We start from the raw sequence: 25,415 nt of genomic DNA on the forward strand, positions 1-25,415 counted from the left end.
TGAGCGAAAACGCCTGCGAACGACCGCGGTGACTTCACCATGACAGCCCAAAATGTACAAATAAAGTCGAGGGTCACGCGACGCCCCTCATCTGCTGCTAAAGTCGCGAGCTGCGCGCATCCCCAGCGCCCCGCCACCGTTCGTGACCGTGCATCGCTCCTTCTACCGCCGCTTCTTCCCCCATTTCCTGCGACAGGTCGCGGAAGACCGCTTCGTCGTGCTAAACGTCGACGGGTTGCCGGTCGGCCTCTCCCGGTCGGACGTGGCATCCGTCGAGGACACCGACGGCACGGTGCCTATCCGGCTGCAGCTCGACGAGGCGGTGCTGCTCGAACTCGAGGCGCTGGGCGCGCGCATCGCGATGGAAGGCATCTACCTGTTCGACGCGAAGGACGATCCCACGGCCTCGGGCCTGGGGTTCAGCGATTACGCGAATCGTCTCCACGCCATCGCCTCGCTGGCGGTCACGTCCTGATGCGGATGACCTCGCGCGTGGTGTGGTGGCATGCCGACCTGCAATTCGCGGTGCTGGAGCGGCATGGCAGTTTCGCGGTCGCCAGCGTGTACGAGGGCCTCATCGAGCTGGGCGACGAACTCCACGGAAAGCTGCCGATGGAGGGCGCCTGCCAGCTTACCGAGAGCGTCAGCGGACGTTCGGTATGGCTATCCGTCGAAGCCGTGGGGCTTACCGAGGAGGAAGTCAGCGAACTGCTGGGGCACCTGCGCGACTGACCTCTCGCATGCGGCTCAGGCCACGGTAGAGCCAGCGTGCCGGCGCATACATGTGGAAGCCGGCGGTGGCGGTGCCCGAGCGCACGATATACAGCGACCCGCAAGGCTCCCCGCGACTGGCGAGCACGCGCTTGTACTGGTTGTCACCGTAGCCGAAGCTGATCCGCTCGCCGGGACAACGGTCCATCACCCCGCGGATGGCCTGGAACACGGCCACCGACCCGATGCCCGCCTTCGCCACGGCCTCGTCGTAACCGAGGTCTTCCACGAGGTAGGTGCCGCTGATCCGGTAACCGTGGACGTAGGCCAGGGGCCGCCCCTCGCGCAGCACCACGTGGCCGATCAACTGGCCCGACGCGGCCAGGCGCCGGAACAGCTCCACCCGCGCGGGCGCCTCCCAGTCGATGGGCAAGGCGTCGTGATGCCAGGTTCGCGCGTACGCCTCGTTGATCAGGCGGCAATACGCCGGCATGGCCTCGGGGGTGTCGAACACGTGCAGCGCGGCATCGCCGCCGAGTTTGCGGTAGGCGCGGCCGACGCGTTGCACCAGGTCGGTACGCTTCTTCTTGTCCAACGAGGCGAGCCAAGCCTCCGACGAGGGATGGGGATCGATGGTCCAGTGCGTCTGCTCGCGAAGGTGGGCCGATACCGCACGGAATCCCCTGCCCTTCGCCAGTTCGGCGGCGAAGGAGTCGTCGAGCCGGGCTTCCTGGATCCGGATCACCCGCAGGGCGGGCTCGCCGGTAAGCTGCCGTGCGATGGCCGTGCCCACGGCCTTGCGATCGGCGGCTCCCGCGACCACGCCGGTGCCGAGCAGGCGCAGCGCCGTGCCGCGATACACGCGAAGGCGGCGGCCGGCCAGGTCGAGCCGTGCCGTGTGTTCGGCCGCCAGAAGCGGGGCGTATCCGAGCAAGCGGCCTTTCTCGTCGTGCGCCACGACCACGTAGGGCGTGGTGCCATCGTCGCGGGCGGACACTTCGTAGGCCAGCCAGTCGGGGTGCTGCACGATGCTGCTCGCGGCCTCCGCCTGCTCGGCCACCGCGGCCATGTCGTCGCGCATGGCGCGCAGTTCGTCGAGCGAATGCAACGTGGAGCAGAGCACGTTCATGGCGAGGCCTTCACGGCAGCGGGTCGCACGCTGGCCAATGCGCGCACGAAGAAGCGTCCCGGCGGCCCGAGGCGGCGGCCGATGCCTTCCATGAGCTGCAGGTCGTCGCGGCTCCAATAACGCACCAGGGCGCTGCCCGGCACGTACACCAGCATGAAGACGAGCGCGCCGGCCAGGAATCCCCAGCGCGACGGCAAGGAATCGGTCACGGCCCAGGCCGCCAGGGTGGCGGCCGCGCCCACGGCGAACAACCGGGCCATGGACGCCAGGGGCAGGCCGCCGCGCGTGGCCTTGCGCAGGTAATGTACGGCCAGGGCCATCTCCACCACGCGCGCCCCGGCATAGGTAAACACGGCGCCGGCCAGGCCGAAGGGCGGAATCAGCGCGATGCCGAGCATGGCATTGGCCGCCAGCGCGACCACCGCGATGCGGATGCGGTCGTCCTGCCGGTCCACCACGGTCTGAAAGGCGGCGATGCCGTTGCCGATCAGCAGCAGGCCACCGAGCACGAGCGTGGCTTCGATGGCGGGAATCGCGGCGACGTAACGCTCGCCGTACATCAGCCGCACGATTTCCGGGGTGGTGACCAGCCCCAGGCCGGCGATGGCGACACCCATCGCCCAGTAGAAGCGCGTGGCCTCGGAAAGGAATCGCGCGGCGCGTGCCGCCCCGCTCTCGCCGAAGGTCTTGGCCATATAGGGCAGCAACGTCGAGGTGAGCCCCACCGAAAACAGTTGCACCGCGCCGCGGGTCAACGTGCCCGCGATGGCGAAATAGCCCACGGCCACCGAACCGGTGAACGTGGTGAGCAGGAAGACCTCGATGGTGCCCACGCGGAACGAGCCCATCAGCACGAGGGCCGCCGTCAGGCGCAGGTGGCGATTCACCCGCGCCGTCATCGCTTCCGGCACGTCGCCCGGCGCGAAGGGACGGCAGCAACGGCGGTACATCAGGCGGTTGATGAGGTTGAGCATCAGGCAGGCCACCGCGAACAGCGCCACGAACGCCGTCAGGCCCAGGTGCAACAGCATCGCCGCCAGCACGAACAGCATGCCCACGATGCCGCCCGCCACGGTGGCCACGGCTTCGGGCTCGAAGCGCTCCTGCCCCTTGCCGATGGCGACGAGCATCGCGTAGTTGGCCTTCGCCACGACGGCGATGGCCACGAGCCCCATGATGGGCAACCAGTCGCCGCTCCACTCGCTGGGCCGCACGATGACGGCACCGACGACGAAGAGCGCGAGCACGGCAGCCGAACTCCAGGTCTGCAGGCGCGAGAAGCGCGCCGCGAGGTGCGCGGCCAGCGACGGCTGGCCCATACCGTCGGCCTCCGCGATGAACTTCGTCGACGAGGTGGTGAGCGCATGGTTGGAGCAGACGATGAGCCAGCCGCACAGCCACACCGTGAACGCATAGCGGCCGAAGTCGCTCGGGCCGAGGGCGCGGGCGATCCACACGCTCATCAGCAGGCCGAGGGCGTATTCGACGTAGGTGGACACGGTGACGATGCCCACGCTGCGCAGGACGGCGATGCGGCGGTTCATGGCGCGCGCCCCGCGCCGGGCTTCTGCTGGATCATCCACTGGGCGACGCCCGCGCCGCGGTTGTTCCAGTTGAAGCGCCGTAGGGTATCGGAAATGGCGGCGCACGCCGGCGCGTAGGAGTTCCCGACGGCGTCGAAGCGCTTTTTGAACAGGGCCGCCTGCGCCGCATCGTGGGCGAAGTAATACGCCGCGGCGACGGGCAGGCCCAGTTCCACGGTATGGCCGTCGCTGTACCAGCCTTCGGATTCCTGGATCTTCATCAAGGCCTTTGCATCGGCCTTCGACGACGACCAGTACCAGGCGATCTGCCCGTCGGGGCCGGAGCAGCCGTTGCGCCAGTCGTGCGGCGATACGAGCAGTTTCGGATCGATCCAGCCGTAGCGTTCCAGATAGAGTCCGAAGCCGAGGATCATGTCCGGGATGCGCCGGTCCGAGGTCACCAGCCAGGCATGCCAGAGACCGTCGATGATGTTTTCGCTCATCCATGGCGAAGCGCCGCGCACGTCGTCCTTGCCGCCACGATCGTTCTCGTGAACGTTCCAGCTGTTGCGCCACGAGCCGTCGTCGCCGAGACCGTCGGGGTTGCTGGCCTGGTGTGCCTGCAGCCAGCCCACGCGCGCGTCGATGCGCTCACGGTAGGCTTCGTCGCCGGTCAGTTCATAGGCGGCGACCGTTTCCAGCAGGCCGAGACCGGCCAGGCGCTCGGTGAAATAATCGTCCGGATGACGATACGGACCCGGCTCGCCGTTCCAACCGCCGTTGTTCCACAGCGTGGCCATCTTCTTCACCAGCGCCGCATCGTGCATGCCGTCGTCGCCGGTCAGCGCCACGGCGAGCAGGATCGGCTCGATGTAGACGTATTTGACGTCACACGGCTTTTCGTCGGGTAGCCAGCCGCCGGCGCAGACGGGGCTGGCCGCGATGCCCTCGCGGCGAATGCCTTTCATGTACCAGCGATAGCTTTCCTCGGCGGCTCCCAGGTAATCCGCCCTGCCCGTGCGCACGTAAGCCTTGAACAGCGTCGACGGACGATCGAACAGCCACGCCGTGCTGTCCTTGACCGGCATGTCCTTCGCCCATTTGAACTGCGCGTCGACGTAGCCCGCATACGCCTCGCCACGCCTGGCGACGGACTGCGGCCCCGCGATCAGCGAGGCCGTGAGCCATGCGGGGTTGAGCGTGGCGAGCGCCGCGGGACGCTCATCCACCAGCCCTTCCGCATACGGCCATGCCTCGAGCGCCGCCGTACGCTTCGTGTCGAACAGGAAGTAATAGCGCCCCGGCGCGCCATGAAACTGGGCGCGGACGGCACGCAAGCTACCTTTGTCCTTGCCGACGTGCCAGGTGAGCATCGTCGTGACGGCGGCCGGCACGTCGACGCCCTTCGCGTCGACGATCCGCAGCATCGCGGCATCGTGCAAGGCACCGGGAGGAAACGGGATACCGACCGATACCGGAAGCGCGTCGCCCTGCCCGGCCGCGCGGACCACCTCGATGCGTTGCGCGTCGGGCAGGCGGTCCGCCGACCGCGCATGCCCGGACCACGCCATGGCCGCGAGGCCCAGCAGAAGGCCGAGCACGACGAGCACGTGGCGCGACAGCGACGGGGGTGCGCGCTCCGGTTCGTGCCAGTGGCGCCGGCGGCGCCCCGGCGTGGCGATGGCTTGTCTCATGCGGCCGATACCCTCGGCAGGCTCGCGTCCACCATGTGCCGCTCCCACGCCAGCGCGGTACGCACGATGACGTCGAGATCGTCGTATTGCGGCTTCCAGCCGAGCACGTCGCGAAGGCGGTCGCTGCGCGCGATCAGCATGGCGATGTCGCCGGGCCGGCGCGGCAGTTCCACCACGTTCAAGGCGTGGCCGCCGATGCGCGCGACCGCGTCGATCACCTCGCGCACGCTGTAGCCATGGCCATAGCCGCAATTGAGCGTGGTGGACGAACCGCCGGCGCGCAGGTAGTCGAGCGCGCGAAGGTGCGCGGCGGCCAGGTCGTCCACGTGGATGTAATCGCGCACGCCGGTGCCGTCGGGCGTGGCGTAGTCGGTGCCGTAGATCGACACGCAATCGCGCTTGCCCACCGCATGCTCGCAAACTACCTTCACCAGCAGCGTGGCGTGCGGCGCGGAATGACCGATCCGGCCCAGGAGATCGCAGCCGGCGACGTTGAAGTAACGCAGGATCACGTGCCGCATCGCGCCCGTGGCGCACCAGTCGCGCAGCATGGTCTCGGACATCAGTTTCGAGTTGCCGTACGGATTGGCCGGCCGCGTCGGCGTGTCCTCGTCGGCCACGCCGTCATCCGTGTTGCCGTAGACCGCGGCCGTCGAGGAAAAAATGAACTTGTCCACCCCGGCACCCGCGCAGCTGGCCAGCAGGTTTCGCGTGTTGCAGGTGTTGTTGTCGTAGTAGCGCAGCGGATCGGCCACCGATTCGGGCACGACGGTATGCGCCGCGAAATGCAGCACCGCGCCCACGCCCCAGGTCTCCAGCGTGCGCGAGACCAGCTCGCGGTCGCCCACGTTGCCTTCCACGAACACCGCGTCACGATGCACCGCCTCGCGAAACCCCGTGGAGAGGTTGTCGATCACCACCACCCGATCGCCGCGCGCGATCAACTGCTGCACCGTGTGGCTGCCGATGTAGCCGGCGCCGCCCGTCACCATCACCGTATTCATGCCGGACTCCCCGCCCCGCCCCGTGGAAAATTGCGCGACATCCAGTCGCCGATGCCGTCGAGCAGGCGCGAACGGTCGCCGGTGAGGATGTAGGTGTGATCGGTTTCGCCCGCGTAGCGGGTCGTGACCGACGGATGGCCCATGACGCTGCCGAAGCATTCGCGAAACTGCCGCGCGTGGTTGAAGACGTTGCTGATGCCGCCGGAGTAGACGAGGTACAGCTTCATGCCCCGCTCCACCATCCCGGTGAAATCGGCGATCACCTCGTCGCGCGGCGCGGGTGCCACGGCGAAGATCGGATCGGACGAGGTGGCCGACGATACGCTCGCCGGTTTCCTGCGGCGCAGGCGGCGCAACCACCGTGCCGGATCGAACAGGCGCGGCAGGTAGTGGCGCAGCCGGTAACCCGGCGTGCGATACGCATAGCCGTCGAGGAAGACGGCGCCCGCCACGCGAGGGTCGGTCGCGGCCACGGTATGCGCGTTCTGCGCGCCGGAGCACAGCCCCACGAGCACGAAGCGTTCGCACCCGGAACGCTCGGCGAGCAGCGCCATCGCGTCGGACAGGTCGGCGCACACCTGCTGCGTGCGCGTGAGGCTGCCGCCCGCCGCGCCGCTGTCGCCGAGCGTGGACAGGTCGAAGCGCAAGGTGGGGTAGCCGTCCTCGTTGAGACGGCGGGCCATCTCGACATGCAGGCGGAACGGCCCGATGCGGTGGACCAGGCCCGCGTTGACGACGATGACGCCGACCTTCCCCCTCGCTTCGCCCGGTAGCCCGGCGATGCCGACGAGGTGCCTCGCGCGTCCGAAGCGATGGGCCTCTTCGCGGATCATGCGGCGATCCCCAGGTGCGTGGTGACGGCCTGGATCAACGGATGCGAGAGGATCGCGCTCTCCAGTCGGCCGAGGTCGTCCCAGGTGGTGGGATGGCCGAGCGATACCACACGGGCGCCGTTGGCCGAGGGTTCGCCATGCCCCGATTCGACGAGCAGCGTAGGGACCGGCGGAGCGGCGATGCGCAACCCCGACAGTTGCGCGCGCAAACGCTCGCCGACGTTGAACCCCAGCCACTGGCCGGCCACGTCGTCATGCCCGCGCGGACGATTGAACCGTCCCGTGTCTTCGCGGAGCGCGACCTGCAAACTGTCGAGGCGAGCCACGTGGGCCGCGCCGTCGAGTACCGCATCCCAACCGATCACCTCGGTGAAACCGGCGCGCGTCGCACTCATCGCGATGCTCGCGCCCAGGCGCGCGCCGAACGCCACGATGCGATCGGTACCCGCGCGCAGGCGCAACTCGCCCGCGGCGGTCGCCGTGTCGGCCACGCAGCGCTGCCAGTCCACCTCGATGCTGTCGCCGGCGGAATCCCCCGTACCGTGGTAATCGAAGCGCAGCACCGCCACGCCCTTGCCGGCGAGCGACTGCGCCATCTGCCGGTAGAGACGATGGCAGCGGATGAGGTCCTGGCCCAGGGGCGGGCACATCAGCACGCCAAGGCGCGCCCGTCCCGCGGGCGCGTGGTACATGCCGAACAGGCCGGCATCGGGTCCGAAGAAGAACGGAAGGTCGGAATCGGTGCGCATGGTTATCTCCTGTAGACCACGCCGACGAAGAACTGCGTTTCGCGGTAGCTCTGTCCCACCGCGTCGCTGGTGCGGCGCTCCCGGGCCACCGAGGCATGCCAGCTCCAGTGGCGATTCCACTGCTGGGAGAGGTCCAGCCCGAGACGCACGGTGGTATCCCTGCGGTCGAGGGTGTCGTAGCGAAGCTTTTCGAACGTGCCGAATCCCGAAAGGGTCAGCGTGGGACGGATGCGGTAGCCCAGGCCGACGCTGACGCCGCGCGCCGTCTGGTCGAACGTATGGTCGTCGCGGTACCGAAGTTTGTTGAACGCCGGCGAGACGGTGAGGTTGATCCGCTCCGAACGCCAGTTCCACGAGGCTTCCAGGCGCCGCTCCTTGTAGACCTGCGACCCGATCACCGCGCTGCCCACGCTGATGCCGGAGGCGGCGCCGCGCCCCAGGCCACCGGTGTTGGCGAAGGGATCGAGCGACTCGACGCGGTCGGCCGCGCTGCCCAGGCCGCCGGCGCCGGTGGTGCCCGGCGCGGCGATGATGTCCTGCGCCGCATCGGCGTACTGGTAGGCACCGGCCAGCGTGAAGGCGTTGCGCGGCGTCGGCTGCCAGCCGATGCGCAGGCGCGCCAGCGGCGCCGAGCTGTCGCCGCCCTGGTCGAAGCTGAGTCGCGTCGCGCCGACCATCACATCGGCGTCGAAATGCGCCAGCGTGCTGGTGTAGCGCACGAAGGCCTCCTTCCGATCGTAATCCGCGCTCGAGGGCTGGTTATTGAAATTGACGTGCTGGTATTCGACGTTCGCGGAGACCTGGTCGGTGGGACCGAGGTCGCGATAGAGGCGGTACGCGACGAGACCGCGCTTGGAATCGAAGTCGTCCACCTTGGACGCGTAGCTGTCGATGTAGCGCAGCTCGAGCTGGCCGCGTGCCGCCCCGCCGAAGCGCATGCGCCAGGTCGGGCCGATCACGAGCACGTTGGTCTGCTGCTGGTTGTCCGGCGAATCGGATGCCAACTGGTCCACCGGCTGCACGCCGGCGTAATCCTCGACGGCCAGGTCGAAGCGGTCGGGCACGATCGTCCAGTTGAGTTGACCCGCCAGTTGGGTCTGGGTCTGCGAATCGAACCGGTTTTCCAGGTAGCGACGATATTCGAAGGTGCCGGCGACGTTCGCCTGCAGGGTGGAACCCTGCTGGAGGAACTGGAACGTCGCGCCCGGCGTCAGCACGTTCTCGCTGAGCGGCCGGTCGGACGACAGGGCCACGTTGTTGCTGTGCTCCAGCCCCGCATACACCGTGTAGTCGAGCGTGCCTGCGCTCGCCACGACGGGAGCCGCGGCCAACGCAAGCAGGATCGCGCGAGCGAGCATCGTCGATGCCATGAACGTTCCCCTTTCCCCCCTTCCGGCATGGCGTCCTGCCATGCACCGGACCGCCGCCGTCACGGCGTCTGGTTGAACACCACGCCGGCGAGCTTGGCGGGGTCGAAATTGGCCACGGCCTGGTTGATCGACGCGGGCGTGTCGCGCCCGTAACCGGCCACCAGCACCACGACGTCGGCGAGGTCGGCGAGGATGCGCGCATCCGGCGAACCCTTCACCGGCGGCCCGTCGAGGAACAGGTAACGGTCGGGATAGCGGCAGCGCAGCGAATCGAGCACCGCGCGCATGCGGAACGACGAGAAGTATTCGGCGCCGTTCTCGCGCGACTTGCCCGCCGGGATCAGGCGCAGGCGCGGCACGCCGGTCTGGTACATGATCGACGCGATGCCGCGCGACGGATGCTCCAGGAAATCGATGAGCCCCCCGGTGGCCGGCTCGATGCCCAGCGCCTTGTGCTGGTTCGGATACCGCAGGTTGCAGTCCACCAGCAGGCTGGTCTTGGCCTCGTCGAAGGCGAAGGCCGTGGCCAGGTTGCGCGCCACGAAGCTCGCGCCGGAGCGCGGGCTCACCGCGACCACCAGGGTCACGAAGTTACCCTCGCCGGACATCTCCAGCAGGCGCGTGCGGATGCCACGGAACGCGTCCGACTGCTGGCGTACCGACTCCTCGCGATGGATGAGTCGCTTGCGCTCGCAGTCGATCGGCGCCAGCGCATGGGATTCCTCGCGCATCCGCGCGATGGTGCTGCCGGTGGACACGTGGGCGTCGGTGTCCACGAGGTCGGCGTAGTCGATGGGGTCCACGGCGGTCTTTTTCATCGGTCAGCCCTTCATCCGGATCCAGAACATCAACAGGTACACCACGCCGACGAGGGCCACGATCAGCACCAGCGTCATGTTCTGCAGGGAGTCGCGACGGCGGTCGCGGGGGGTCGGGTAGAACGGCACCGTCGCCAGCACCGGAAACCCCGTGGCCTTTTCCAGCTGCGCGGCCGAGCGCACGCGCGGGTCGAAGCGCGCCACGGCGAAGAGCAGCCCGAACGGCACCGCCACGGACAGCAGGAGCCCGGCCAGGCCGAAGTGCATGAAGCGCAGGCCCGACGGCACCAGGGGCAGCACGGCGGGGTTCTGCACCAGGAAGGTGAGGCCGCGCTGTTCGGCATCGAGGTTCATCGACACGCGGGCGTTCTCGCGCCGCTTCAGGAGGTCCTGGTAGACGTCGCGGTTCACGGTGTAGTCGCGGGTCAGTTCCGCCGTGACGTTCTCGGAATTGGCGATGCGCTTGCTGCGCTCCAGTTCGGCCTGCAGCATCGATTCGCTCGCCGAAACGCGGGCCGCGCTGGCGGCGGCATCGCTGCGCACGGCCGCGAGCTGGATGCGCATCTGCTGGTAGACCGGGTTGAGCGTGGAGGCGTGGTCGATCGGCATCGGCGCGCCGGCGGCGCGGCGCGCGTCGGCCACCTGCATCTGCTTGCGCACGTCGTCCATCTGGTGACGCAGGCGGATCACGTCGGGATACTCTTCGGTGTAGTTCATCAGCAGCTTGTCGAGCTGGCCCTGCAGGTCGGCGAGCTGGGTCTGGTAGATGCCGCCGACGGTCTGCACGGCGTTCACTTCCGATTCGCCCGACAACTGCCCCGCCATCGCCGCGGCCTGCGACTGTTTCTGCATGTAGTCCATGCGATTGGTTTCGATCTGCGTGCGCAGCTGGCTGATCCGCGAATTGGTGTCGATCTCGCTGCCCGGGCGCGCATCGGGATTGGCGTCGCGGTACGCCTTGAGCTTGTCCTCGGCGTCGGTCAGCTTGGTGCGGTACGCCTCGACCTGGCTGTTGATGAACTCGTAGGCTTCGCGGCTTTCCCGCTGCTTCGAGGCGAGGCTTTCGCTGATGAAGAGCTGGCCGAACGCGCGGGTGACCTCGAAGGCCCTGCGTGGATCGGAATCGAAGTAGCTGATGGTGATGATGTTGTCGCGAACGTTGGCGATCTTCGTGCGCGACTTGATGCCCTCGATGAGCTTGTCGCGCTCCAGCGGCGACGGCTTGGCGGCCGCCCAGCCGCCGCGCTCGAGCACGTCGTCGAGCACCTTGCGGCTGAAGATCACGTCGCGGGCGATGCCGGCACGGTTCTTGTTGCCCGTGGCGGCGGCGGCGCCCTCCATCAGCGGCGTGATGATGCTCGATTCCTGCGCGAGGATCGTCACCGAGGCCTCGTATTTCTTGGGCCACGCCACGCCGATGGCCAGCGCCAGCAACGCGATCACCGCGAAGACCACGCCGATGGCGAGGCGCCGGCGTTTCGCCTCGCCCGCCAGGGCGGGCAACATGCCCGCGAAAGGAACCATTTCACCGCTCATCGATTACCCCTTGCCCCGTGTCGCGGGCACGTCAGAAGGCGCGCTGCGGCACCGTGATCACGTCGCCCGGCTGCACCGGGTAGTTGTTCTCCAGGTCGCCCTGCTGGAGGATCTTTTCCAGGCGCACCGCATAGGACTGCGTGGCGCCCTTCGTGTCGTGGCGAAACAGTTCGGTACGGTCGGGCGCGGCGAATTCCGTGGTGCCGCCGGCGGCGAGCACGGCGTCGAGCACCGTCATGCCCTGGCGGTAGGGAATGGAGATCGGCGAGCGCACCGCTCCGGTGACGCGTACGCGCGAGAGGTATTCGTGACTGCGCAGCGCGGTGAGGATCACCGCCACCTGCGGATCGCGGATGTACTGGGCCAGCTTGCCCTGGATCTCGGCGCCGACTTCATCGGTGGTGCGGCCGCCGGCGTCGACGTCGCCGACCAGCGGCACGGTGATCTTGCCGTCGGGCCGGACCGGCACGCTCACGCTCAGGTCGGGGTTATGCCAGACCGTGATCTGCAACTGGTCGTCGACACCGATGCGATAGGCGTCGACCACGGGGGTGGTCGCCTCCTGCCTCGGTGGCGGCAACGTGCTTCCGCCGGAGGCGCAAGCGCCAAGCATCACGGTCGCGAGCATTACGGCGACACGATTCAGATACGTCATGGTGATCACCCGCCCCTGTGACTTCATTCGAGCGGTATCGTCATCGACGCGACGCCGTCGCGCCATTCGTCAGCCCGCCTATGCCGTTCGACCGAAGGCGGCGAGGGCCGGTTCGCGCGATCCTAGGCACCCGTCATCGCGGCTTACCACCTTCGTCTTGGACTACGCGAGCCGCCTCCTGCATCCGGCGATCCAGTCCCTGCTGCTCGGGCTGCTCGCCCTGCTGTTCATCGGCCTGCGCCATCCGCGCAAGGGCCTTGCCCTGGGCGCGCTCGCGATGGGATGGATATGGCTCGCGTCCAGTCCCGTCCTGGCCCTGGCACTGCGCGGCGGACTGGTCGGCGCCTCCCAACCCTCCCCCTCGCGGGTGGAGGCCATCGTGGTGCTGGGCGGGGGCAAGCTGCCCCGCGACGGCACGATGCCGGAAGACACCCGGGCCGGCACGGCGTTGCGGCTGTGGCATGAAGCGCGGGCCCCGCTCCTGCTCGTGTCAGGCCGCGACCAGGCGAACGAACTGGCCAGGCGCTTCCGCCGGGCGGGCGTGCCCGCCGATGACCTGCGCATCGAGGGCTCCAGCGCCAACACGCACGAGAATGCGCGCGATTCCGCGGCCATCCTCAGGGCGAACGGCGTGGACGCCGTGGTGCTGGTGAGTTCGGACATCCACCTCCGGCGCGCAGCGGGATGCTTCCGGCGCGAGGGGATCGACGTGGTGCCGGTGGCGGCGAGGGAGGATCGCGACGGGTTGCTTCGGGCGCCAGCATGGCTGCCGCGAAGGGATGCGCTGACGTTGACGGCGCGCGCGCTGCACGAATACGTGGCGGGGTGGATCTATCGGCGGCGCGGGTGGATGTAATCGCGAAAACCCATTTTCTCGCCGTAGGCACCGGCCGGATGCGCGTGAACCTTCAGGGGTTATCCGTCTCGATCTGCAACGACTGCTTCCCGTCCCGCCGGATCAACCCCGGCCCGAACTGGGTGACCTTTCCGTCTTTCAACACGACGGTGTAGTCCTTATGGGAGAAGGAAAAGCGCGACGGCCGGCGATCGATCCAGCTCAACACCTCGTAACCGACCATGGTGCGATCGGAATCGGGCCGCCCGAGGCGATCGATGACCTCGTCGCGACCCGTGCCGACGTCGAGCCGGGCCATTTTCGCGCCCATGCCCTGACAGCCCGCCAGCACGACGGCGAGGGTAGCCATGGCGAACGCTCGTTTCATCGCAACTCCCCGCGGGACGGTATCCGCCGGATGGTAACGCACGCCCGCAAGAGCGTGCGAGTGCGTCAGCGCGACGAGGCCGGTGCCGGCGACTGCCCCACGGGTTTCCCGTGGGGGTCGAGGGTATGGCCCTGCGCGTCCACGTCATGCGTGTTCGCTTCGCGTACACGCTGGGTCACGCCAGGCGCGGGCTGCACCGGCGGGAGGTGCCCCGCGGTGGTGGAGGAATGCACCGGCGCCATGGCGGGGTTGGGCTTGGCGGCGTCGGTCGGGGACGGCGCGCCGGCCGGGTTGGTCTGCGCGAAAGCGACCACCGGGCACAGCGCCAGCATCAGGACACGCAATCGCATGGACCTCTCCGGATGCGCCACGACGGCGGCGCTACCGGAACGACCCTAGCCCCGCCGGCGTGAAGCCCGTATCGCGATCAGTTCAATTCGTCCGGGTGCGGGCCCATCCTGTTGCCCTTGTCGAGCCTGGCGATGGCGGCCATGTCTTCGCCGGACAGCTCGAAATCGAATACCTGGATGTTCGAACGGATGCGTTCGGGCGTGGCCGACTTGGGGATCACCATGTGCCCCAGTTGCACGTGCCAGCGCAACACGACCTGCGCGGGCGTCTTGCCGTGCTTTTTCGCCAGCGTCACGAGCGTGTCGTCCTTCAGCAGGTCACCGCCCTGCCCGAGCGGACTCCATGCCTCGGTGATCACGCCGTGCTTCCGGTTGGCGGCCACCACGTCGTTCTGGGCGAAATCCGGATGCAGTTCGACCTGGTTGACCACCGGCGCCACGCCGGTTTCCTTCACGATGCGATCCAGGTGCGCCGGCTGGAAATTGGACACGCCGATCGAACGGACGCGCCCCTGCTTGCGCAGTTCGATGAAGGCCTTCCACGTGTCCACGTAGCGGTCTTTCTTCGGCGTGGGCCAATGGATGAGATAAAGGTCGAGGTAGTCGGTGCCGAGCTTCTTCAGGCTTTCGTCGAACGCACGCAGCGTGGCGTCGTAACCCTGCTCCGAATTCCATAGCTTCGTGGTGAGGAAGATGTCCTCGCGAGCGACACCGGACGTGCGCAGGGCCTCGCCCACGCCTTCTTCGTTCTTGTAGATGGCGGCGGTGTCGATCGAACGATAGCCGGCGTCGAGCGCGGCTTTCACGGCCCGGGTGGTTTCGTCGCTGGGGATCTGGAAGACGCCGAAACCGAGTTGCGGCGCGGCGTGGCCGTCGTTGAACTTCAGGGTGGGTACGGACTGCGTCATGCCTGTCTCCTGCAGTGATATGCCACCCATCATGATGACGGTAACAGCGCATGCAAGGTGTGACGGTTGCGCTTCGCAGGGTTCGCCGATGCGATCGGCTCCCACCCCATCGGCAGGAAACGTGCTACCGAAGGGGTGGGAGCCGATCGTATCGGCGAATCAATCGTGCCGGACCGCGTAATGCGTCTCGACGTAGTCGTCGAGGATCGCCACGAACTCGTCGGCGATGTTGTCGCCACGCAAGGTCATGGCCTTCTCGCCGTCGATGAACACCGGCGCCGAGGGCGCCTCGCCATTGCCCGGCAACGAGATGCCGATGTTGGCGTGCTTGGACTCGCCCGGACCGTTCACCACGCAACCCATCACGGCGAGGGTGAGGTTTTCCACGCCGTCGTACTTCACGCGCCACTCCGGCATGCGCTCGCGCACATGGCCCTGCACGGTCTTCGCCAGCTCCTGGAAAAACTCGCTGGTGGTGCGTCCACACCCCGGGCAGGCCGTGACCAGCGGCGTGAAGGCGCGCAGGCCCATGGTCTGCAGCAGCTCCTGCGCCACGATGACCTCGCCCGTGCGCGACTGGCCGGGCTCCGGCGTGAGCGAGATGCGGATGGTGTCGCCGATGCCTTCCTGCAACAGCACGGCCAGCGCGGCGCTGGACGCCGTGATGCCCTTGGAACCCATGCCGGCCTCGGTAAGGCCCAGGTGCAGGGCGTAATCGCCGCGACGCGCCAGGTCGCGATAGACGGCGATCAGTTCCTGCACGCCGGACACCTTGCAGGACAGGATGATCCGCTCGCGTGGCAGGCCCAGGTCTTCCGCCCGCGCGGCGGAATCCAGCGCGGAGCGGATCAGCGCCTCGCGGGCCACGTGGCCGGCATCCCAGGGATCGGCGCGCAGCGAATTCTCGTCCATCAGCGCGGCGACCATCGACTGGTCGAGCGAGCCCCAGTTGGCGCCGATGCGCACGGGCTTGTCGTAGCGGATCGCCATCTCGATGATCGAGGCGAACTGGGCGTCTTTTTTCTTGCCGAAGCCCACGTTGCCCGGATTGATGCGGTACTTGGCCAGCGCCTCGGCACAGGCCGGCTCGCCTTCGAGCAGTTGGTGGCCGTTGTAGTGGAAGTCGCCGATGAGGGGCACCGAGATGCCCATCATGTCGAGCCGCTCGCGGATACGCGGCACGGCGGCCGCCGCGGCGGGCGTATTCACCGTGATACGGACCAGCTCCGAGCCCGCCCGTGCCAGCTCGGCCACCTGCCTGGCGGTGGATACCGGGTCTTCGGTGTCGGTGTTGGTCATCGACTGGACGACGATGGGCGCGCCGCCGCCGACCGTCACACGGTCGATCTGCACTCCCGTGCTGGGGCGGCGGGCACCGGCTTCCGCGGGTCGCGGGCGGCTGGAGAGGTCTTCGGTCATAGCCGGGCATTTTAGCGCAAGCGCGTGACAGGCCGGAGGACGGCTACACTCGCCCGCATGAACGTCCGCTACCGTCACGGCCTTTTCAACCGCCTCTTCGCCGAACAGGCGCTCAGCCGCAGCGCCGGCGCCCCGCTCATCGAGGGCAATGCCGTCGACCTGCTGATCGACGCCCAGGCCCATTACGACGCCTGGCTGGAGGCCATCGCGGCCGCGCGAAGCCATGTGTTCCTCGAGAACTACATCATCCGCGACGATCCGGTGGGCCGGCGCTTCCTCGATGCCCTGGCGGAGCGGGCACGGGCGGGCGTCTTCGTGGCCGTCATCGCCGACTGGGGCGGCTGCCTGGGCCAGTCCCGCAGCGCTTTCTGGAACGACCTGCGCGCCGCCGGCGGCCAGGTGCGCATCTACAATCCGCCCAAGCTGGGCAGTGCCTTCGGCTGGGTCAGCCGCGACCACCGCAAGGTGCTGACGGTGGACGGCGAGGTGGGTTTCCTCTCCGGCGTCTGCATCAGCGAGAAATGGCTCGGCGACCCCTCCCGTAGCGTGCCGCCCTGGCGCGACACCGGTGTGAGGCTGCGCGGCCCCGCCGTGACCGAGATCGAGCAGGCCTTCGCCGACAGTTGGCGCGAAACCGGGGATCCCCTGCCCACGGGCCTGCCGCCTTCCGCCACGGCGACGGCCGGGGGCGTCTCGCTGCGCGTGATCGCCACCCAGCCCAGCACGGCCGGCATGTACCGCCTCGACCAGATGGTGGCGGCGATGGCGCGCGAGACGCTATGGCTCACCGATGCCTACTTCGTGGGCGTGGCGCCTTACGTGCAGGCGCTGTCGGCCGCCGCGCGCGACGGCGTGGACGTGCGCCTGCTGGTCCCGGGAAGCAGCGACATCCCCATGGTCGCCGGCATGTCGCGTTCGGGATACCGCCCCCTGCTCAAGGCCGGCATCCGGGTGTTCGAGTGGAACGGTTCGATGCTGCACGCGAAGACCGCCGTGGCCGACCGCCGCTGGGCGCGCGTGGGCTCGTCCAACCTCAACATCGCCAGCTGGCTGAGCAATCGCGAAATCGACGTGGCCATCGAGGACGTGGGCTTCGCCTCGCAACTGGCCGAGCAATACGAAGCTGACCTGGAAAACGCCACCGAGATCCTGCTGCGCCCGCGCAGCCGCCGCACAGGCAACGAGCGCATGCGCAGCCGCTCGCCACGGCCTCCGCGACCGCGTCGTGGGGGTGGCAGCTCGGGCCGGGCGGCGGCCGGCGCGTTGCGCTTGGCCAATACGGTGGGCGCGGCGATCACGCAGCATCGTGTGCTGGGGGATACCGAGAGCGGGCCGTTGCTGGCCGGTGCGCTGGTGGCGCTGGTGCTGACGCTCGTGGCGGTGTTGTGGCCGGCGGTGATCGCGTGGCCCCTGGCGCTGGTCGGGGCGTGGTTCGCGGTGAACCTCGGCATCAGTTGGTGGAACATGCGGAAGCGGCGCAAGCAAAGACCGCCATCGCAAGACTGAATCGCGGACAGGGTCCGCGATGCGATCTCAGTGCCGCGACTTGAAAGTCAAAGGCTGCGCATCGCTACGCGCCGGCGCCGTCGCCGGTCCGCAGCTGTTGCACGAACCGCACCCGTCGCCACAGCTTCCCGTGGCCGCCGCGGGCTGCAACCGCCGCCCCATGCCACGCACGAAGGCCGGGCGGCCATCGTGGTTCAGGCTCGCCGACACCCGGGCCATCACCCGCGTCGACGACTTCGGCAACAGCTTGCGATAGGCGACGTACGCGCTGACGAGGACCGCCAGTCCGATGACCACGCCCTGCACGATGTCGAACGTATTCACGAGAGCGCCCTCGCGATCTGATAGGTGAGCAGCGAACCGAGGTAGGCCAGCCCGAACAGGTAACCGGCGGCCACCGCGACGTTGCGCCAGGAATTGGTTTCGCGGCGGATCACCGCCAGCGTGGACATGCATTGCGGCGCGAACACGTACCACGCCAGCAACGAGAGGGCCGTGGCGAGCGTCCACTGGTGCGCGATCACCGGGCCCAGCTGCGCAGCCACGCTGTCGTCGCTACCGGACATGGCATACACCGTGCCCAGCGCCGCGACCGCCACTTCGCGCGCGGCGAGGCCGGGCACCAGCGCGATGCAGATCTGCCAGTTGAAGCCGATCGGCGCGAACACGTATTCGAGCAGGCGGCCGAGGCGGCCGGCGATGCTGTAATCGATGGCCGGTGCCGTGGCCCCTTCCGGCGGCCCCGGAAAACTGGACAGGAACCACAGCAGCACGGTGAGCGCGAGGATGATGCCACCCACGCGCTTGAGGAAGATGAGCGCGCGTTCCCACAGGCCGAGCGCCACGTCGCGCACGTTCGGCAGGCGATACGACGGCAGCTCCATCAGCAACGCGTGTTCGCTCTTGTCCTTGCGCAGCCGCTTGATCACGAAGGCCACGGCCAGCGCACTGAAGATGCCGGCGAAATACAGCACGAACAGCACGATGCCCTGCAGGTTGAACACGCCCCAAACGGCGCGGTCGGGAATGAACGCGGCGATCAGCAGCGTGTAGACCGGCAGGCGCGCCGAGCAGGTCATCAGCGGGGCGACGAGGATGGTGGTGAGGCGATCGCGCGGGTCCTGGATGCTGCGCGTGGCCATGATGCCGGGAATGGCGCAGGCGAAGCTCGACAGCAGAGGAATGAACGCCCTGCCCGTCAGGCCCACGCGAAACATCATCTTGTCGAGCAGGAAGGCCGCGCGCGGCAGGTAACCCGATTCCTCGAGCACCAGGATGAACAGGAACAGGATGAGGATCTGCGGCAGGAACACCAGCACCGCGCCGAGGCCGGCGAACACGCCGTCGTTGAGCAGGCTATGCAAGGCACTGCCTTCGGGGAGGAAGCCCGTGACCGTCGTGCCCAGGGCGGCGACGCCCGCTTCGATGGCATCCATCACCGGCTGCGCCCAGGAGAACACCGCCTGGAAGATCATGAACATGAGGACCGCGAGGATGCCCAGGCCGAACACCGGGTGGAGCACCCAGCGGTCGATGGCATCGTCGAGGGCGACCGTGCTGCGCGGCGTGGTCACGGTGGCCGCGAGGATGGCGCGCACCTCGGCGTGCAGCTGTTCCACGCCCGCCTCGTCGACGGGCATCGGCTCGATGGCGGGCACCACGCTGTCGATGCGCTCGACCAGCGCCCTGGCGCCGCCGCGACGCACGGCCACGGTTTCGACCACGGGCACGCCGAGCCGGCGCGACAGTTCCGCCACGTCGATGACCAGGCCACGACGGCGCGCGGCGTCCATCATGTTGAGCGCGAGCACCACCGGGCGGCCCAGGCGGCGCACCTCGAGGACGAACCGCAGGTGCAGGCGCAGGTTGGTGGCGTCGGCCACGCAGACGATGAGGTCGGGCACCGCCTCGCCGGGATAGCGCCCCAGGCAGACGTCGCGGGTGATGGCTTCGTCGGGGCTGGTGGCGTCGAGCGAATAGGCGCCCGGCAGGTCGAGCACCTGGAGCGTGCGGCCAGAGGGCGCGACGAAACGGCCCTCCTTGCGTTCCACCGTCACACCCGCGTAGTTGGCCACCTTCTGGCGGCCGCCGGTGAGCTGGTTGAACAGGGCGGTCTTGCCGCAATTGGGATTGCCGACCAGGGCGATCCGCATCGACGAGGCGCTCATGCGGCGCCCTCCAGGGTCACTTCCACACGGTCGGCCTCGTTGCGCCGCAAGGCGAAACGCGTGGAACCGATCTGGATGAGCAGGGGATCGCCGCCCAGCGGCCCGCGGGCCACGAGGCGCACCGGCTCGCCCGCGACGAAGCCCAGGTCGCGCAGTCGCTGTGCGATCTGATCGGCGGGATGGGCATCACTGACGGACTGGACCACGGCTTGGGCACCTTTCGGCGCGTCTGAGAGGCGCACTGGGCTTACTCAAATAAGAACTGTTCGCATTATATGCCCTTGGCACGTGGCCTGCATCCCACGATGGGGTGCGACCGAAAAGCGCGCGCCGTGGGCCGGCGGACGGCATCCACCGTTTATGATCGTGAACTTTGGTTTTCCGGAGTCTTTCCGCATGTCCGCCGTCGAAATCAGCCGTTCGGGTGCCGTCGCCCGCCTCACGATGAACCGCCCCGAGGTGCACAACGCATTCGACGATGCGCTGATCGCCGATCTCACCGCCGCCATCGACGAACTGGATCGTGACGACGCGGTGCGTGCCGTGGTGCTCACCGGCGCCGGGGCCAGCTTCTCCGCGGGCGCGGACCTTCACTGGATGCGCGGCATGGCGAATGCCGGTGAGTCGGAAAATCGCGAAGATTCGTTGCGTCTCGCCCGGCTGATGCGCCGCCTGCAATTTCTTTCGAAACCGACCGTGGCGCGCGTGAACGGTGCCGCCTTCGGCGGCGGCGTGGGCCTGGTGGCCTGCTGCGACATCGCCGTGGCCGCCGAGGGCGCGAAGTTCGCGCTATCGGAGGTGAAGCTCGGGCTCGTACCCGCGGTGATCTCGCCCTACGTCATCGCCGCCATCGGCCTGCGCCAGGCGCGACGGTTGTTCGTCACGGGCGAGGTGTTCGCCGCGCCCGCCGCGCAGGCGATGGGACTCGTGCACGACGTGGTGCCCGCCGACGGGCTCGACGCGGCGGTGGACAGGGTGCTGGACCTCCTCGGCAAGGGTGGTCCCGTCGCGCAGGGCGAAGCGAAGAAACTCGCCCTGGGCATGGGCGGCATGACCGAGGCGGCGATGGAAACGGTGGACGCCGAAAACGCCGCGTTGATCGCACGGCTTCGGGTTTCCGCCGAAGGCCAGGATGGCCTCTCGGCCTTCCTTTCGAAAAGCCATCCGTCGTGGCTGGCTTGACCCTCGTCGCTACGCCCTTCTGCGAAGCAGGCGCGCGAAGCCGGCTCCCATGGTTGCTGCTGGGCTGGTTGTTCGCCCTCCCCGCGCACGCCGACACCCTCGCCCAGCGCATCGACACGCACATCGCCCAACCGCGCTTCGCGTCCGCCTCCTGGGGCATCGCCGTGGTATCGCTCGACGACGGTCACGTCGTCTACGAGCACGATGCCGGTCGCCTGCTCCTGCCCGCGTCCACCGCCAAGCTCTACACCGCCGCGTTCGCGCTCGACCGGCTGGGGGCCGGTTACCGCACGCACACCGACGTCATCGCCGCGGGCGAGGTGAAACGCGGGCGCCTGCGCGGACCGCTGGTGCTTCGTGGCCGCGGCGACGCCACGCTTTCCGGCACCGCGTGGGCCGACACGCTCGCCAGCCAGGTCGAGGCACGCGGCATCCGCCGCATCGACGGCGGTATCGTCGGCGACGACACGGCTTTCGCCGGGCCACCGCAGGGCAGCGGCTGGGAAGTGGACGACCTTTCGCATGCCTACGGTGCCGCCACGGGTGCGCTCGTCGTCGACGAGAACACGATGACGGTCGGCGTCGCGACGTCGGGCGTCGAACTATCGCCGGAAGACGCGGCCATCGCGATGGCGCCCCAGGCGGCCGCCACGCCGGAGCTCTACCGCGAGCCAGGCAGCGCCACGCTTCACCTTCTGGGTAACGTCACCGGTCGCCAGCGCCTGTCCCTGCCCGACCCCGCGCTCACCGCCGCGCGCCGCTTGCAGTCCGCGCTGGAGCGCGAAGGCATCCGCGTGGACGGCGAAGCGCGCAGCGTGCACTGGCCGGTACCCGCGCCGACGGGCGAGACGATCGCCTCCCTGCCCTCGCCGACGCTTTCCGAGATCCTACGTTCCGGCCTGAAGCGTTCGCAGAACCTCTACCTGCAAAGCGTCTTCCTGCTTACCGGTCTGGCGTCGGAAGGCAACGAATCGCACACGGAAGACCGCGCGGCCGCCGCGCTCGCCGACTGGCTGGCGGCGAAGGGCATCGGCCCGTCGTCGGCCACCCTCGTCGAAGGCACGGGGCTTTCGCGGCATGACCTCACCACGGCCGCCGCGCTGGCGCACCTGCTCGCGCGGATGGATGGCGTTGCCGGCTGGCGCGATCTTCTGCCGGTGGCCGGGGTGGACGGCACGCTCGCCCATCGCATGCGCGACACGGCCGCCGCCGGGAACGTGCAGGCGAAGACCGGCAGCATGAGTTTCGTCAATGCGTTGGCGGGCTACGTCACCACGCGCTCGGGACAGCGGTTGGCCTTCGCGATCGTGTTGAACAACTATCGGGCGCCGTCGAACGCGGCACCGGTGTCGGCGGAGGTGGATGCCATCGCCGTGATGCTGGCCGAGGCTAACTTGATTCTCTGACGCTCCGTAGCATTCGCCGATACGATCGGCGAAGCTCTCAGCCGAGCACTTTCGGAAGATCCTTGCCGATCTTCTCCGGCGTATCCGTCGGCGCGTAACGCTCCACCACCTCGCCGCGACGGTCGATCAGGAACTTGGTGAAGTTCCACTTGATGCCCTCGGTGCCGAGAAATCCCTTCTTGCTCGATTTCAGCCAGCGATAGAGCGGATGCGCATGGTCGCCGTTCACATCGATCTTGGCGAACATCGGGAAGCTGACGTCATAGGTGGTCGAGCAGAAATTCCGGATCTCGGCCTCGTCGCCCGGCTCCTGGTGACCGAACTGGTCGCAGGGAAACCCCAGCACCTCGAAACCCTGGGCCCCGTACGTCCGCTGGAGGTCTTCCAGTCCCTTGTACTGGGGCGTGAAACCGCACTTGGATGCCACGTTAACCACCAGCAGCACCTTGTCGCGGAATTCGGCGAGCGAGCGCTCGTTGCCATCGATGTCGCGGGCGGAGAAATCGTAGATGCTGGTCACGGGCAGCCTCGTGCGTGGCGGGAGTGCGCGCAGTCTACGCCGGACTCGCCCGTGCGTGCGCCCGCTTCGGATACCATGGACACCTTTTCCGGCCAGAAGACGCCCTTCGTGATCCGCTTCGCCGCAGCCTCCAAGTCCTATCGCGTCAACGGCTCGGCCGTGCCCGCCCTGCATCCGGTCGACCTCGAGATCGCGCGTGGCGAGGTGTTCGGCATCATCGGCCATTCGGGGGCGGGCAAGTCGACCCTGCTGCGGCTGATCAACCTGCTCGAACGCCCCACCTCGGGCCAGGTGCTGATCGACGGGCGCGACGTCACGCACGCCCAGGGCGCCGAACTGCGCCGCCTGCGCGCGGGCATCGGCATGATCTTCCAGCACTTCAACCTCCTCGCCTCGCGCACGGTGGCCGACAACGTGGCCTTTCCGCTACGCCTCCACGGCGACATGGACGAGGCGGCCATCGGCGCGCGCGTGAGCGAACTGCTCGCCCTCGTGGGCCTGTCCGATCACGCGCGCAAGTATCCGGCCCAGCTCTCGGGCGGCCAGAAGCAGCGTGTCGGCATCGCGCGCGCCCTGGCCAGCAAGCCGTCGATCCTCCTCTGCGACGAGGCCACCAGCGCGCTCGATCCGCAGACGACCGCGTCGGTGCTCGAACTGCTGGCCGACATCAATCGCCGGTTGGGCCTCACCATCGTGCTGATCACCCATGAGATGGACGTGATCCGTCGCGTCTGCGATCGCGTGGCGGTGCTCGATGCCGGCCAGGTCGTGGAACTGGGCGCCGTCACCGACGTCTTCCTGCATCCGAGCCACCCCACCACGCGACGCTTCGTCGCCGAGGCCGATCATCGCGAAGGCAAGGGCCCCGACTACCCCGGCGTGCCCGGCCGCCTGTTCCGCCTGTCCTTCCGCGGCGACGCCACCTATTCGCCGCTGCTTTCGCGGGTGGTGCGCGACACCGGCGTGGAATACAACCTGCTGTCCGGCCGCGTCGACCGCATCAAGGACACCCCCTACGGCCAGCTCACCCTGGCCATGCAGGGCGAGCGCCTCGACGACGCGCTCGTCCAGATACGCGCCGCCGGCGTCGATGTCGAGGAAATGGCCCGATGAGCTTCGTGCAGACCCTGTTTCCCAATATCGACTGGGCCGAGATCGCCCAGGCCTGCCTCGACACCCTCGTGATGCTCGGTGGCTCGCTGGCGTTCACGCTGGTGCTCGGGCTGCCGCTGGGCGTATGGCTGTTCCTTACCGCCCGCGGCCAGCAACACGCCAGGCCGGGACTCTACGGCGTGCTGTCGGTGGTGGTGAACGTGCTTCGTTCCATCCCCTTCATCATCCTGATGATCCTGCTGATTCCGCTCACCAAGGCCATCACGGGCGTGAGCATCGGCATCCGCGGCGCCATCGTGCCCCTGGTGATCGGCGCCGCCCCGTTCTTCGCCCGACTGGTGGAAAGCGCCCTGCGCGAGGTCGACCGTGGCGTCATCGAGGCCAGCCAGGCCATGGGTGCCACCACCTGGCAGATCGTCTCGCGGGTGCTCCTGCCCGAGGCCCGGCCCGGCCTGATCGCGGCCACCACCGTCACCACGGTCGCCCTCGTGGGCTATACCGCCATGGGCGGCATCGTCGGCGCGGGGGGCTTGGGCGCCCTCGCCTACCAGTACGGTTACAACGGCTACAAGTCGGACTACATGCTGGTCACCGTGGTGCTGCTGGTCGTGCTGGTGCAAGTGCTGCAGATGCTCGGCGACCGCCTGGTGGCCCGTTACAGCCGACGCTGAACGCCGCCTTCCGGGGCTTTTGCATCCGGACGTATGGACGTCTATGCTGACGCACCGCAGCATACGATCGGACGTGCCCGCCATGAAGAACTACCTCCTGCCCTTCGCCGCCGCCCTCGCCCTGCTCGTGGCCGGCTGTTCGAACGGCGGCGACGGCGGCAAGGCCGACGGCGGCATGGCCACCCTCACCGTGGCCGCCACGCCCGTGCCGCACGCCGAGATCCTGAAGGAGATCAAGCCGCTGCTGGCGAAGGAAGGCGTGGATCTCCAGATCAAGGTGTTCACCGATTACGTGCAGCCCAACCTGCAGGTGGCGCAGAAGCAGATCGACGCCAACTTCTTCGAATCCGACCCCTATCTCGCCGCCTTCAACAAGGAGCGCGGCACCGACCTGGTGAAGGTGATCGGCGTGCACATCGAGCCGTTCGGCGCCTATTCGCGCAAGTACACCTCCATCGACCAGTTGCCCGACGGCGCGAACGTGGTGATCCCGAACGACCCCAGCAACAACAGCCGCGCCCTGCTCTTGCTCGCCCAGCATCATCTGATCGAACTGAAGAACCCGAACGATCGCCTCGCCACGCTGAAGGACATCGCGGCCAATCCCAAGAACCTGAAGTTCCGCGAACTGGAAGCCGCCATGCTGCCGCGCGTGCTCGACGAAGTGGACCTCGCCCTCATCAACACCAACTACGCCCTGGCGGCCAAGCTCAACCCGATCAAGGATGCCCTGCTGATCGAGGACAAGGAGTCGCCGTACGTGAACTCGCTGGTGGCGCGTCCGGACGACAAGGACGACCCGCGCGTGCAGAAGCTGGCCAAGGCGCTCACCTCGCCGGAGGTGAAGGCGTTTATCGAGAAAACATACGGCGGAGCGGTGATTCCGGCGTTCTGACACGCCGATCGCGGACAGGGTCCGCGATACGA

The 25,415-nt window shown here is 68.1% G+C and carries 27 protein-coding genes; 9 read left to right on the forward strand and 18 right to left on the reverse strand.

Features of this window, described 5'->3' with window-relative positions; genetic code table 11:
* Positions 1–148 precede the first annotated feature (148 nt).
* Positions 149–475 carry a hypothetical protein gene (locus L2Y94_RS12190; RefSeq protein ID WP_247366794.1) on the forward strand — a complete coding sequence of 109 codons (327 nt, stop codon included), beginning with the start codon at positions 149–151 and terminating at the stop codon, positions 473–475.
* A complete protein-coding gene (locus tag L2Y94_RS12195) occupies positions 475–732 on the forward strand; it encodes a hypothetical protein (protein WP_247366796.1) in 258 nt (85 codons plus the stop codon). Before L2Y94_RS12190 ends, L2Y94_RS12195 begins: the two co-directional genes overlap by 1 nt.
* Here the strand turns inward: L2Y94_RS12195 and L2Y94_RS12200 are convergent.
* Genes L2Y94_RS12200 through L2Y94_RS12245 form a run of 10 tightly spaced genes read right to left on the reverse strand, consistent with a single transcriptional unit; the run spans position 701 to position 12,022 of the window.
* The gene (locus L2Y94_RS12200; RefSeq protein ID WP_247366801.1) at positions 701–1,840 is read right to left on the reverse strand and encodes a GNAT family N-acetyltransferase; all 1,140 of its coding nucleotides are present in this window, start codon (positions 1,838–1,840) and stop codon (positions 701–703) included. The genes L2Y94_RS12195 and L2Y94_RS12200 overlap by 32 nt on opposite strands.
* On the reverse strand, positions 1,837–3,384 hold the full coding sequence (locus L2Y94_RS12205; protein ID WP_247366804.1) for an oligosaccharide flippase family protein: 1,548 nt from the start codon (positions 3,382–3,384) through the stop codon (positions 1,837–1,839). The genes L2Y94_RS12200 and L2Y94_RS12205 overlap by 4 nt, the downstream gene beginning before the upstream one ends.
* A complete protein-coding gene (locus L2Y94_RS12210) occupies positions 3,381–5,057 on the reverse strand; it encodes a hypothetical protein (RefSeq protein ID WP_247366812.1) in 1,677 nt (558 codons plus the stop codon). The genes L2Y94_RS12205 and L2Y94_RS12210 overlap by 4 nt, the downstream gene beginning before the upstream one ends.
* Entirely contained in the window at positions 5,054–6,061 is a 1,008-nt protein-coding gene (galE, locus tag L2Y94_RS12215; RefSeq protein WP_247366813.1) for a UDP-glucose 4-epimerase GalE, read from the reverse strand. The genes L2Y94_RS12210 and galE overlap by 4 nt, the downstream gene beginning before the upstream one ends.
* Positions 6,058–6,894 carry an alpha/beta fold hydrolase gene (locus tag L2Y94_RS12220; protein WP_247366814.1) on the reverse strand — a complete coding sequence of 279 codons (837 nt, stop codon included), beginning with the start codon at positions 6,892–6,894 and terminating at the stop codon, positions 6,058–6,060. The genes galE and L2Y94_RS12220 overlap by 4 nt, the downstream gene beginning before the upstream one ends.
* Positions 6,891–7,643 (reverse strand): serine aminopeptidase domain-containing protein, encoded by a 753-nt coding sequence (locus L2Y94_RS12225; protein ID WP_247366817.1) that lies wholly within the window; start codon positions 7,641–7,643, stop codon positions 6,891–6,893. Before L2Y94_RS12225 ends, L2Y94_RS12220 begins: the two co-directional genes overlap by 4 nt.
* Before the next feature lie 2 nt (positions 7,644–7,645).
* Positions 7,646–9,013, reverse strand: a complete 1,368-nt coding sequence (locus L2Y94_RS12230) for an outer membrane beta-barrel protein (protein ID WP_247366820.1) — start codon at positions 9,011–9,013, stop codon at positions 7,646–7,648.
* A 59-nt stretch (positions 9,014–9,072) separates the two neighbouring features.
* Positions 9,073–9,831 (reverse strand): P-loop NTPase family protein, encoded by a 759-nt coding sequence (locus L2Y94_RS12235; protein ID WP_247366822.1) that lies wholly within the window; start codon positions 9,829–9,831, stop codon positions 9,073–9,075.
* A 3-nt stretch (positions 9,832–9,834) separates the two neighbouring features.
* Entirely contained in the window at positions 9,835–11,367 is a 1,533-nt protein-coding gene (locus tag L2Y94_RS12240; RefSeq protein ID WP_247366823.1) for an XrtA system polysaccharide chain length determinant, read from the reverse strand.
* Positions 11,368–11,398: 31 nt separating this feature from the next.
* A complete protein-coding gene (locus L2Y94_RS12245; protein WP_247366824.1) occupies positions 11,399–12,022 on the reverse strand; it encodes an XrtA/PEP-CTERM system exopolysaccharide export protein in 624 nt (207 codons plus the stop codon).
* Positions 12,023–12,179: 157 nt separating this feature from the next.
* Between L2Y94_RS12245 and L2Y94_RS12250 the strand changes: the two genes are divergently transcribed.
* Positions 12,180–12,878 carry a YdcF family protein gene (locus L2Y94_RS12250; RefSeq protein WP_247366827.1) on the forward strand — a complete coding sequence of 233 codons (699 nt, stop codon included), beginning with the start codon at positions 12,180–12,182 and terminating at the stop codon, positions 12,876–12,878.
* A gap of 52 nt (positions 12,879–12,930) precedes the next feature.
* Here L2Y94_RS12250 and L2Y94_RS12255 read toward each other — a convergent pair whose 3' ends face one another.
* The 4 genes from L2Y94_RS12255 to ispG form a co-directional block, all read right to left on the reverse strand.
* Complete coding sequence (locus L2Y94_RS12255) at positions 12,931–13,227, reverse strand: hypothetical protein (RefSeq protein WP_247366829.1); 297 nt, start codon at positions 13,225–13,227, stop codon at positions 12,931–12,933.
* A gap of 83 nt (positions 13,228–13,310) precedes the next feature.
* On the reverse strand, positions 13,311–13,595 hold the full coding sequence (locus L2Y94_RS12260) for a hypothetical protein (protein WP_247366832.1): 285 nt from the start codon (positions 13,593–13,595) through the stop codon (positions 13,311–13,313).
* A 77-nt stretch (positions 13,596–13,672) separates the two neighbouring features.
* Positions 13,673–14,503 (reverse strand): aldo/keto reductase, encoded by an 831-nt coding sequence (locus L2Y94_RS12265; protein ID WP_247366834.1) that lies wholly within the window; start codon positions 14,501–14,503, stop codon positions 13,673–13,675.
* A gap of 159 nt (positions 14,504–14,662) precedes the next feature.
* Positions 14,663–15,922: a flavodoxin-dependent (E)-4-hydroxy-3-methylbut-2-enyl-diphosphate synthase gene (gene ispG / locus L2Y94_RS12270; RefSeq protein WP_247366838.1), complete on the reverse strand. Its 1,260-nt coding sequence runs from the start codon at positions 15,920–15,922 to the stop codon at positions 14,663–14,665.
* 57 nt (positions 15,923–15,979) lie between these two features.
* Between ispG and L2Y94_RS12275 the strand changes: the two genes are divergently transcribed.
* Complete coding sequence (locus L2Y94_RS12275; RefSeq protein ID WP_247366840.1) at positions 15,980–17,428, forward strand: phospholipase D-like domain-containing protein; 1,449 nt, start codon at positions 15,980–15,982, stop codon at positions 17,426–17,428.
* Positions 17,429–17,455: 27 nt separating this feature from the next.
* Here the strand turns inward: L2Y94_RS12275 and L2Y94_RS12280 are convergent, their stop codons facing one another.
* Genes L2Y94_RS12280 through L2Y94_RS12290 form a run of 3 tightly spaced genes read right to left on the reverse strand, consistent with a single transcriptional unit; the run spans position 17,456 to position 19,838 of the window.
* A complete protein-coding gene (locus L2Y94_RS12280; protein ID WP_247366843.1) occupies positions 17,456–17,752 on the reverse strand; it encodes a DUF6587 family protein in 297 nt (98 codons plus the stop codon).
* Positions 17,749–19,596: a ferrous iron transport protein B gene (gene feoB / locus L2Y94_RS12285; protein WP_247366846.1), complete on the reverse strand. Its 1,848-nt coding sequence runs from the start codon at positions 19,594–19,596 to the stop codon at positions 17,749–17,751. The genes L2Y94_RS12280 and feoB overlap by 4 nt, the downstream gene beginning before the upstream one ends.
* A complete protein-coding gene (locus L2Y94_RS12290) occupies positions 19,593–19,838 on the reverse strand; it encodes a FeoA family protein (RefSeq protein ID WP_247366849.1) in 246 nt (81 codons plus the stop codon). The genes feoB and L2Y94_RS12290 overlap by 4 nt, the downstream gene beginning before the upstream one ends.
* Positions 19,839–19,992: 154 nt before the next feature.
* Between L2Y94_RS12290 and L2Y94_RS12295 the strand changes: the two genes are divergently transcribed.
* On the forward strand, positions 19,993–20,778 hold the full coding sequence (locus L2Y94_RS12295; protein WP_247366851.1) for an enoyl-CoA hydratase-related protein: 786 nt from the start codon (positions 19,993–19,995) through the stop codon (positions 20,776–20,778).
* Complete coding sequence (gene dacB / locus L2Y94_RS12300) at positions 20,775–22,184, forward strand: D-alanyl-D-alanine carboxypeptidase/D-alanyl-D-alanine endopeptidase (RefSeq protein WP_247366854.1); 1,410 nt, start codon at positions 20,775–20,777, stop codon at positions 22,182–22,184. The genes L2Y94_RS12295 and dacB overlap by 4 nt, the downstream gene beginning before the upstream one ends.
* 37 nt (positions 22,185–22,221) lie before the next feature.
* Here dacB and L2Y94_RS12305 read toward each other — a convergent pair whose 3' ends face one another.
* Positions 22,222–22,704 carry a glutathione peroxidase gene (locus L2Y94_RS12305; RefSeq protein WP_247366857.1) on the reverse strand — a complete coding sequence of 161 codons (483 nt, stop codon included), beginning with the start codon at positions 22,702–22,704 and terminating at the stop codon, positions 22,222–22,224.
* A gap of 108 nt (positions 22,705–22,812) precedes the next feature.
* Here L2Y94_RS12305 and L2Y94_RS12310 point away from each other — a divergent pair, with 108 nt between their 5' ends.
* The 3 genes from L2Y94_RS12310 (at position 22,813) to L2Y94_RS12320 (ending at position 25,383) form a co-directional block, all read left to right on the forward strand.
* Positions 22,813–23,817 (forward strand): methionine ABC transporter ATP-binding protein, encoded by a 1,005-nt coding sequence (locus L2Y94_RS12310; RefSeq protein ID WP_247375227.1) that lies wholly within the window; start codon positions 22,813–22,815, stop codon positions 23,815–23,817.
* Complete coding sequence (locus L2Y94_RS12315) at positions 23,814–24,488, forward strand: methionine ABC transporter permease (protein ID WP_247366859.1); 675 nt, start codon at positions 23,814–23,816, stop codon at positions 24,486–24,488. The genes L2Y94_RS12310 and L2Y94_RS12315 overlap by 4 nt, the downstream gene beginning before the upstream one ends.
* Before the next feature lie 82 nt (positions 24,489–24,570).
* Positions 24,571–25,383 carry a MetQ/NlpA family ABC transporter substrate-binding protein gene (locus L2Y94_RS12320; protein ID WP_247366861.1) on the forward strand — a complete coding sequence of 271 codons (813 nt, stop codon included), beginning with the start codon at positions 24,571–24,573 and terminating at the stop codon, positions 25,381–25,383.
* Positions 25,384–25,415 lie beyond the last annotated feature (32 nt).

It is taken from the genome of Luteibacter aegosomatis (assembly GCF_023078455.1).
Lineage (GTDB): Bacteria > Pseudomonadota > Gammaproteobacteria > Xanthomonadales > Rhodanobacteraceae > Luteibacter > Luteibacter aegosomatis.

Bases quoted from the DNA above. Each gene is read 5' to 3' on its own strand.
- L2Y94_RS12195 (WP_247366796.1), top strand. From the start codon at position 475: ATGCGGATGACCTCGCGCGTGGTGTGGTGGCATGCCGACCTGCAATTC.
- L2Y94_RS12200 (WP_247366801.1), bottom strand. From the start codon at position 1,840: ATGAACGTGCTCTGCTCCACGTTGCATTCGCTCGACGAACTGCGCGCC.
- L2Y94_RS12205 (WP_247366804.1), bottom strand. From the start codon at position 3,384: ATGAACCGCCGCATCGCCGTCCTGCGCAGCGTGGGCATCGTCACCGTG.
- L2Y94_RS12210 (WP_247366812.1), bottom strand. From the start codon at position 5,057: ATGAGACAAGCCATCGCCACGCCGGGGCGCCGCCGGCGCCACTGGCAC.
- galE (WP_247366813.1), bottom strand. From the start codon at position 6,061: ATGAATACGGTGATGGTGACGGGCGGCGCCGGCTACATCGGCAGCCAC.
- L2Y94_RS12220 (WP_247366814.1), bottom strand. From the start codon at position 6,894: ATGATCCGCGAAGAGGCCCATCGCTTCGGACGCGCGAGGCACCTCGTC.
- L2Y94_RS12225 (WP_247366817.1), bottom strand. From the start codon at position 7,643: ATGCGCACCGATTCCGACCTTCCGTTCTTCTTCGGACCCGATGCCGGC.
- L2Y94_RS12230 (WP_247366820.1), bottom strand. From the start codon at position 9,013: ATGGCATCGACGATGCTCGCTCGCGCGATCCTGCTTGCGTTGGCCGCG.
- L2Y94_RS12235 (WP_247366822.1), bottom strand. From the start codon at position 9,831: ATGAAAAAGACCGCCGTGGACCCCATCGACTACGCCGACCTCGTGGAC.
- L2Y94_RS12240 (WP_247366823.1), bottom strand. From the start codon at position 11,367: ATGAGCGGTGAAATGGTTCCTTTCGCGGGCATGTTGCCCGCCCTGGCG.
- L2Y94_RS12245 (WP_247366824.1), bottom strand. From the start codon at position 12,022: ATGACGTATCTGAATCGTGTCGCCGTAATGCTCGCGACCGTGATGCTT.
- L2Y94_RS12255 (WP_247366829.1), bottom strand. From the start codon at position 13,227: ATGGCTACCCTCGCCGTCGTGCTGGCGGGCTGTCAGGGCATGGGCGCG.
- L2Y94_RS12260 (WP_247366832.1), bottom strand. From the start codon at position 13,595: ATGCGATTGCGTGTCCTGATGCTGGCGCTGTGCCCGGTGGTCGCTTTC.
- L2Y94_RS12265 (WP_247366834.1), bottom strand. From the start codon at position 14,503: ATGACGCAGTCCGTACCCACCCTGAAGTTCAACGACGGCCACGCCGCG.
- ispG (WP_247366838.1), bottom strand. From the start codon at position 15,922: ATGACCGAAGACCTCTCCAGCCGCCCGCGACCCGCGGAAGCCGGTGCC.
- L2Y94_RS12275 (WP_247366840.1), top strand. From the start codon at position 15,980: ATGAACGTCCGCTACCGTCACGGCCTTTTCAACCGCCTCTTCGCCGAA.
- feoB (WP_247366846.1), bottom strand. From the start codon at position 19,596: ATGAGCGCCTCGTCGATGCGGATCGCCCTGGTCGGCAATCCCAATTGC.
- L2Y94_RS12295 (WP_247366851.1), top strand. From the start codon at position 19,993: ATGTCCGCCGTCGAAATCAGCCGTTCGGGTGCCGTCGCCCGCCTCACG.
- L2Y94_RS12315 (WP_247366859.1), top strand. From the start codon at position 23,814: ATGAGCTTCGTGCAGACCCTGTTTCCCAATATCGACTGGGCCGAGATC.
- L2Y94_RS12320 (WP_247366861.1), top strand. From the start codon at position 24,571: ATGAAGAACTACCTCCTGCCCTTCGCCGCCGCCCTCGCCCTGCTCGTG.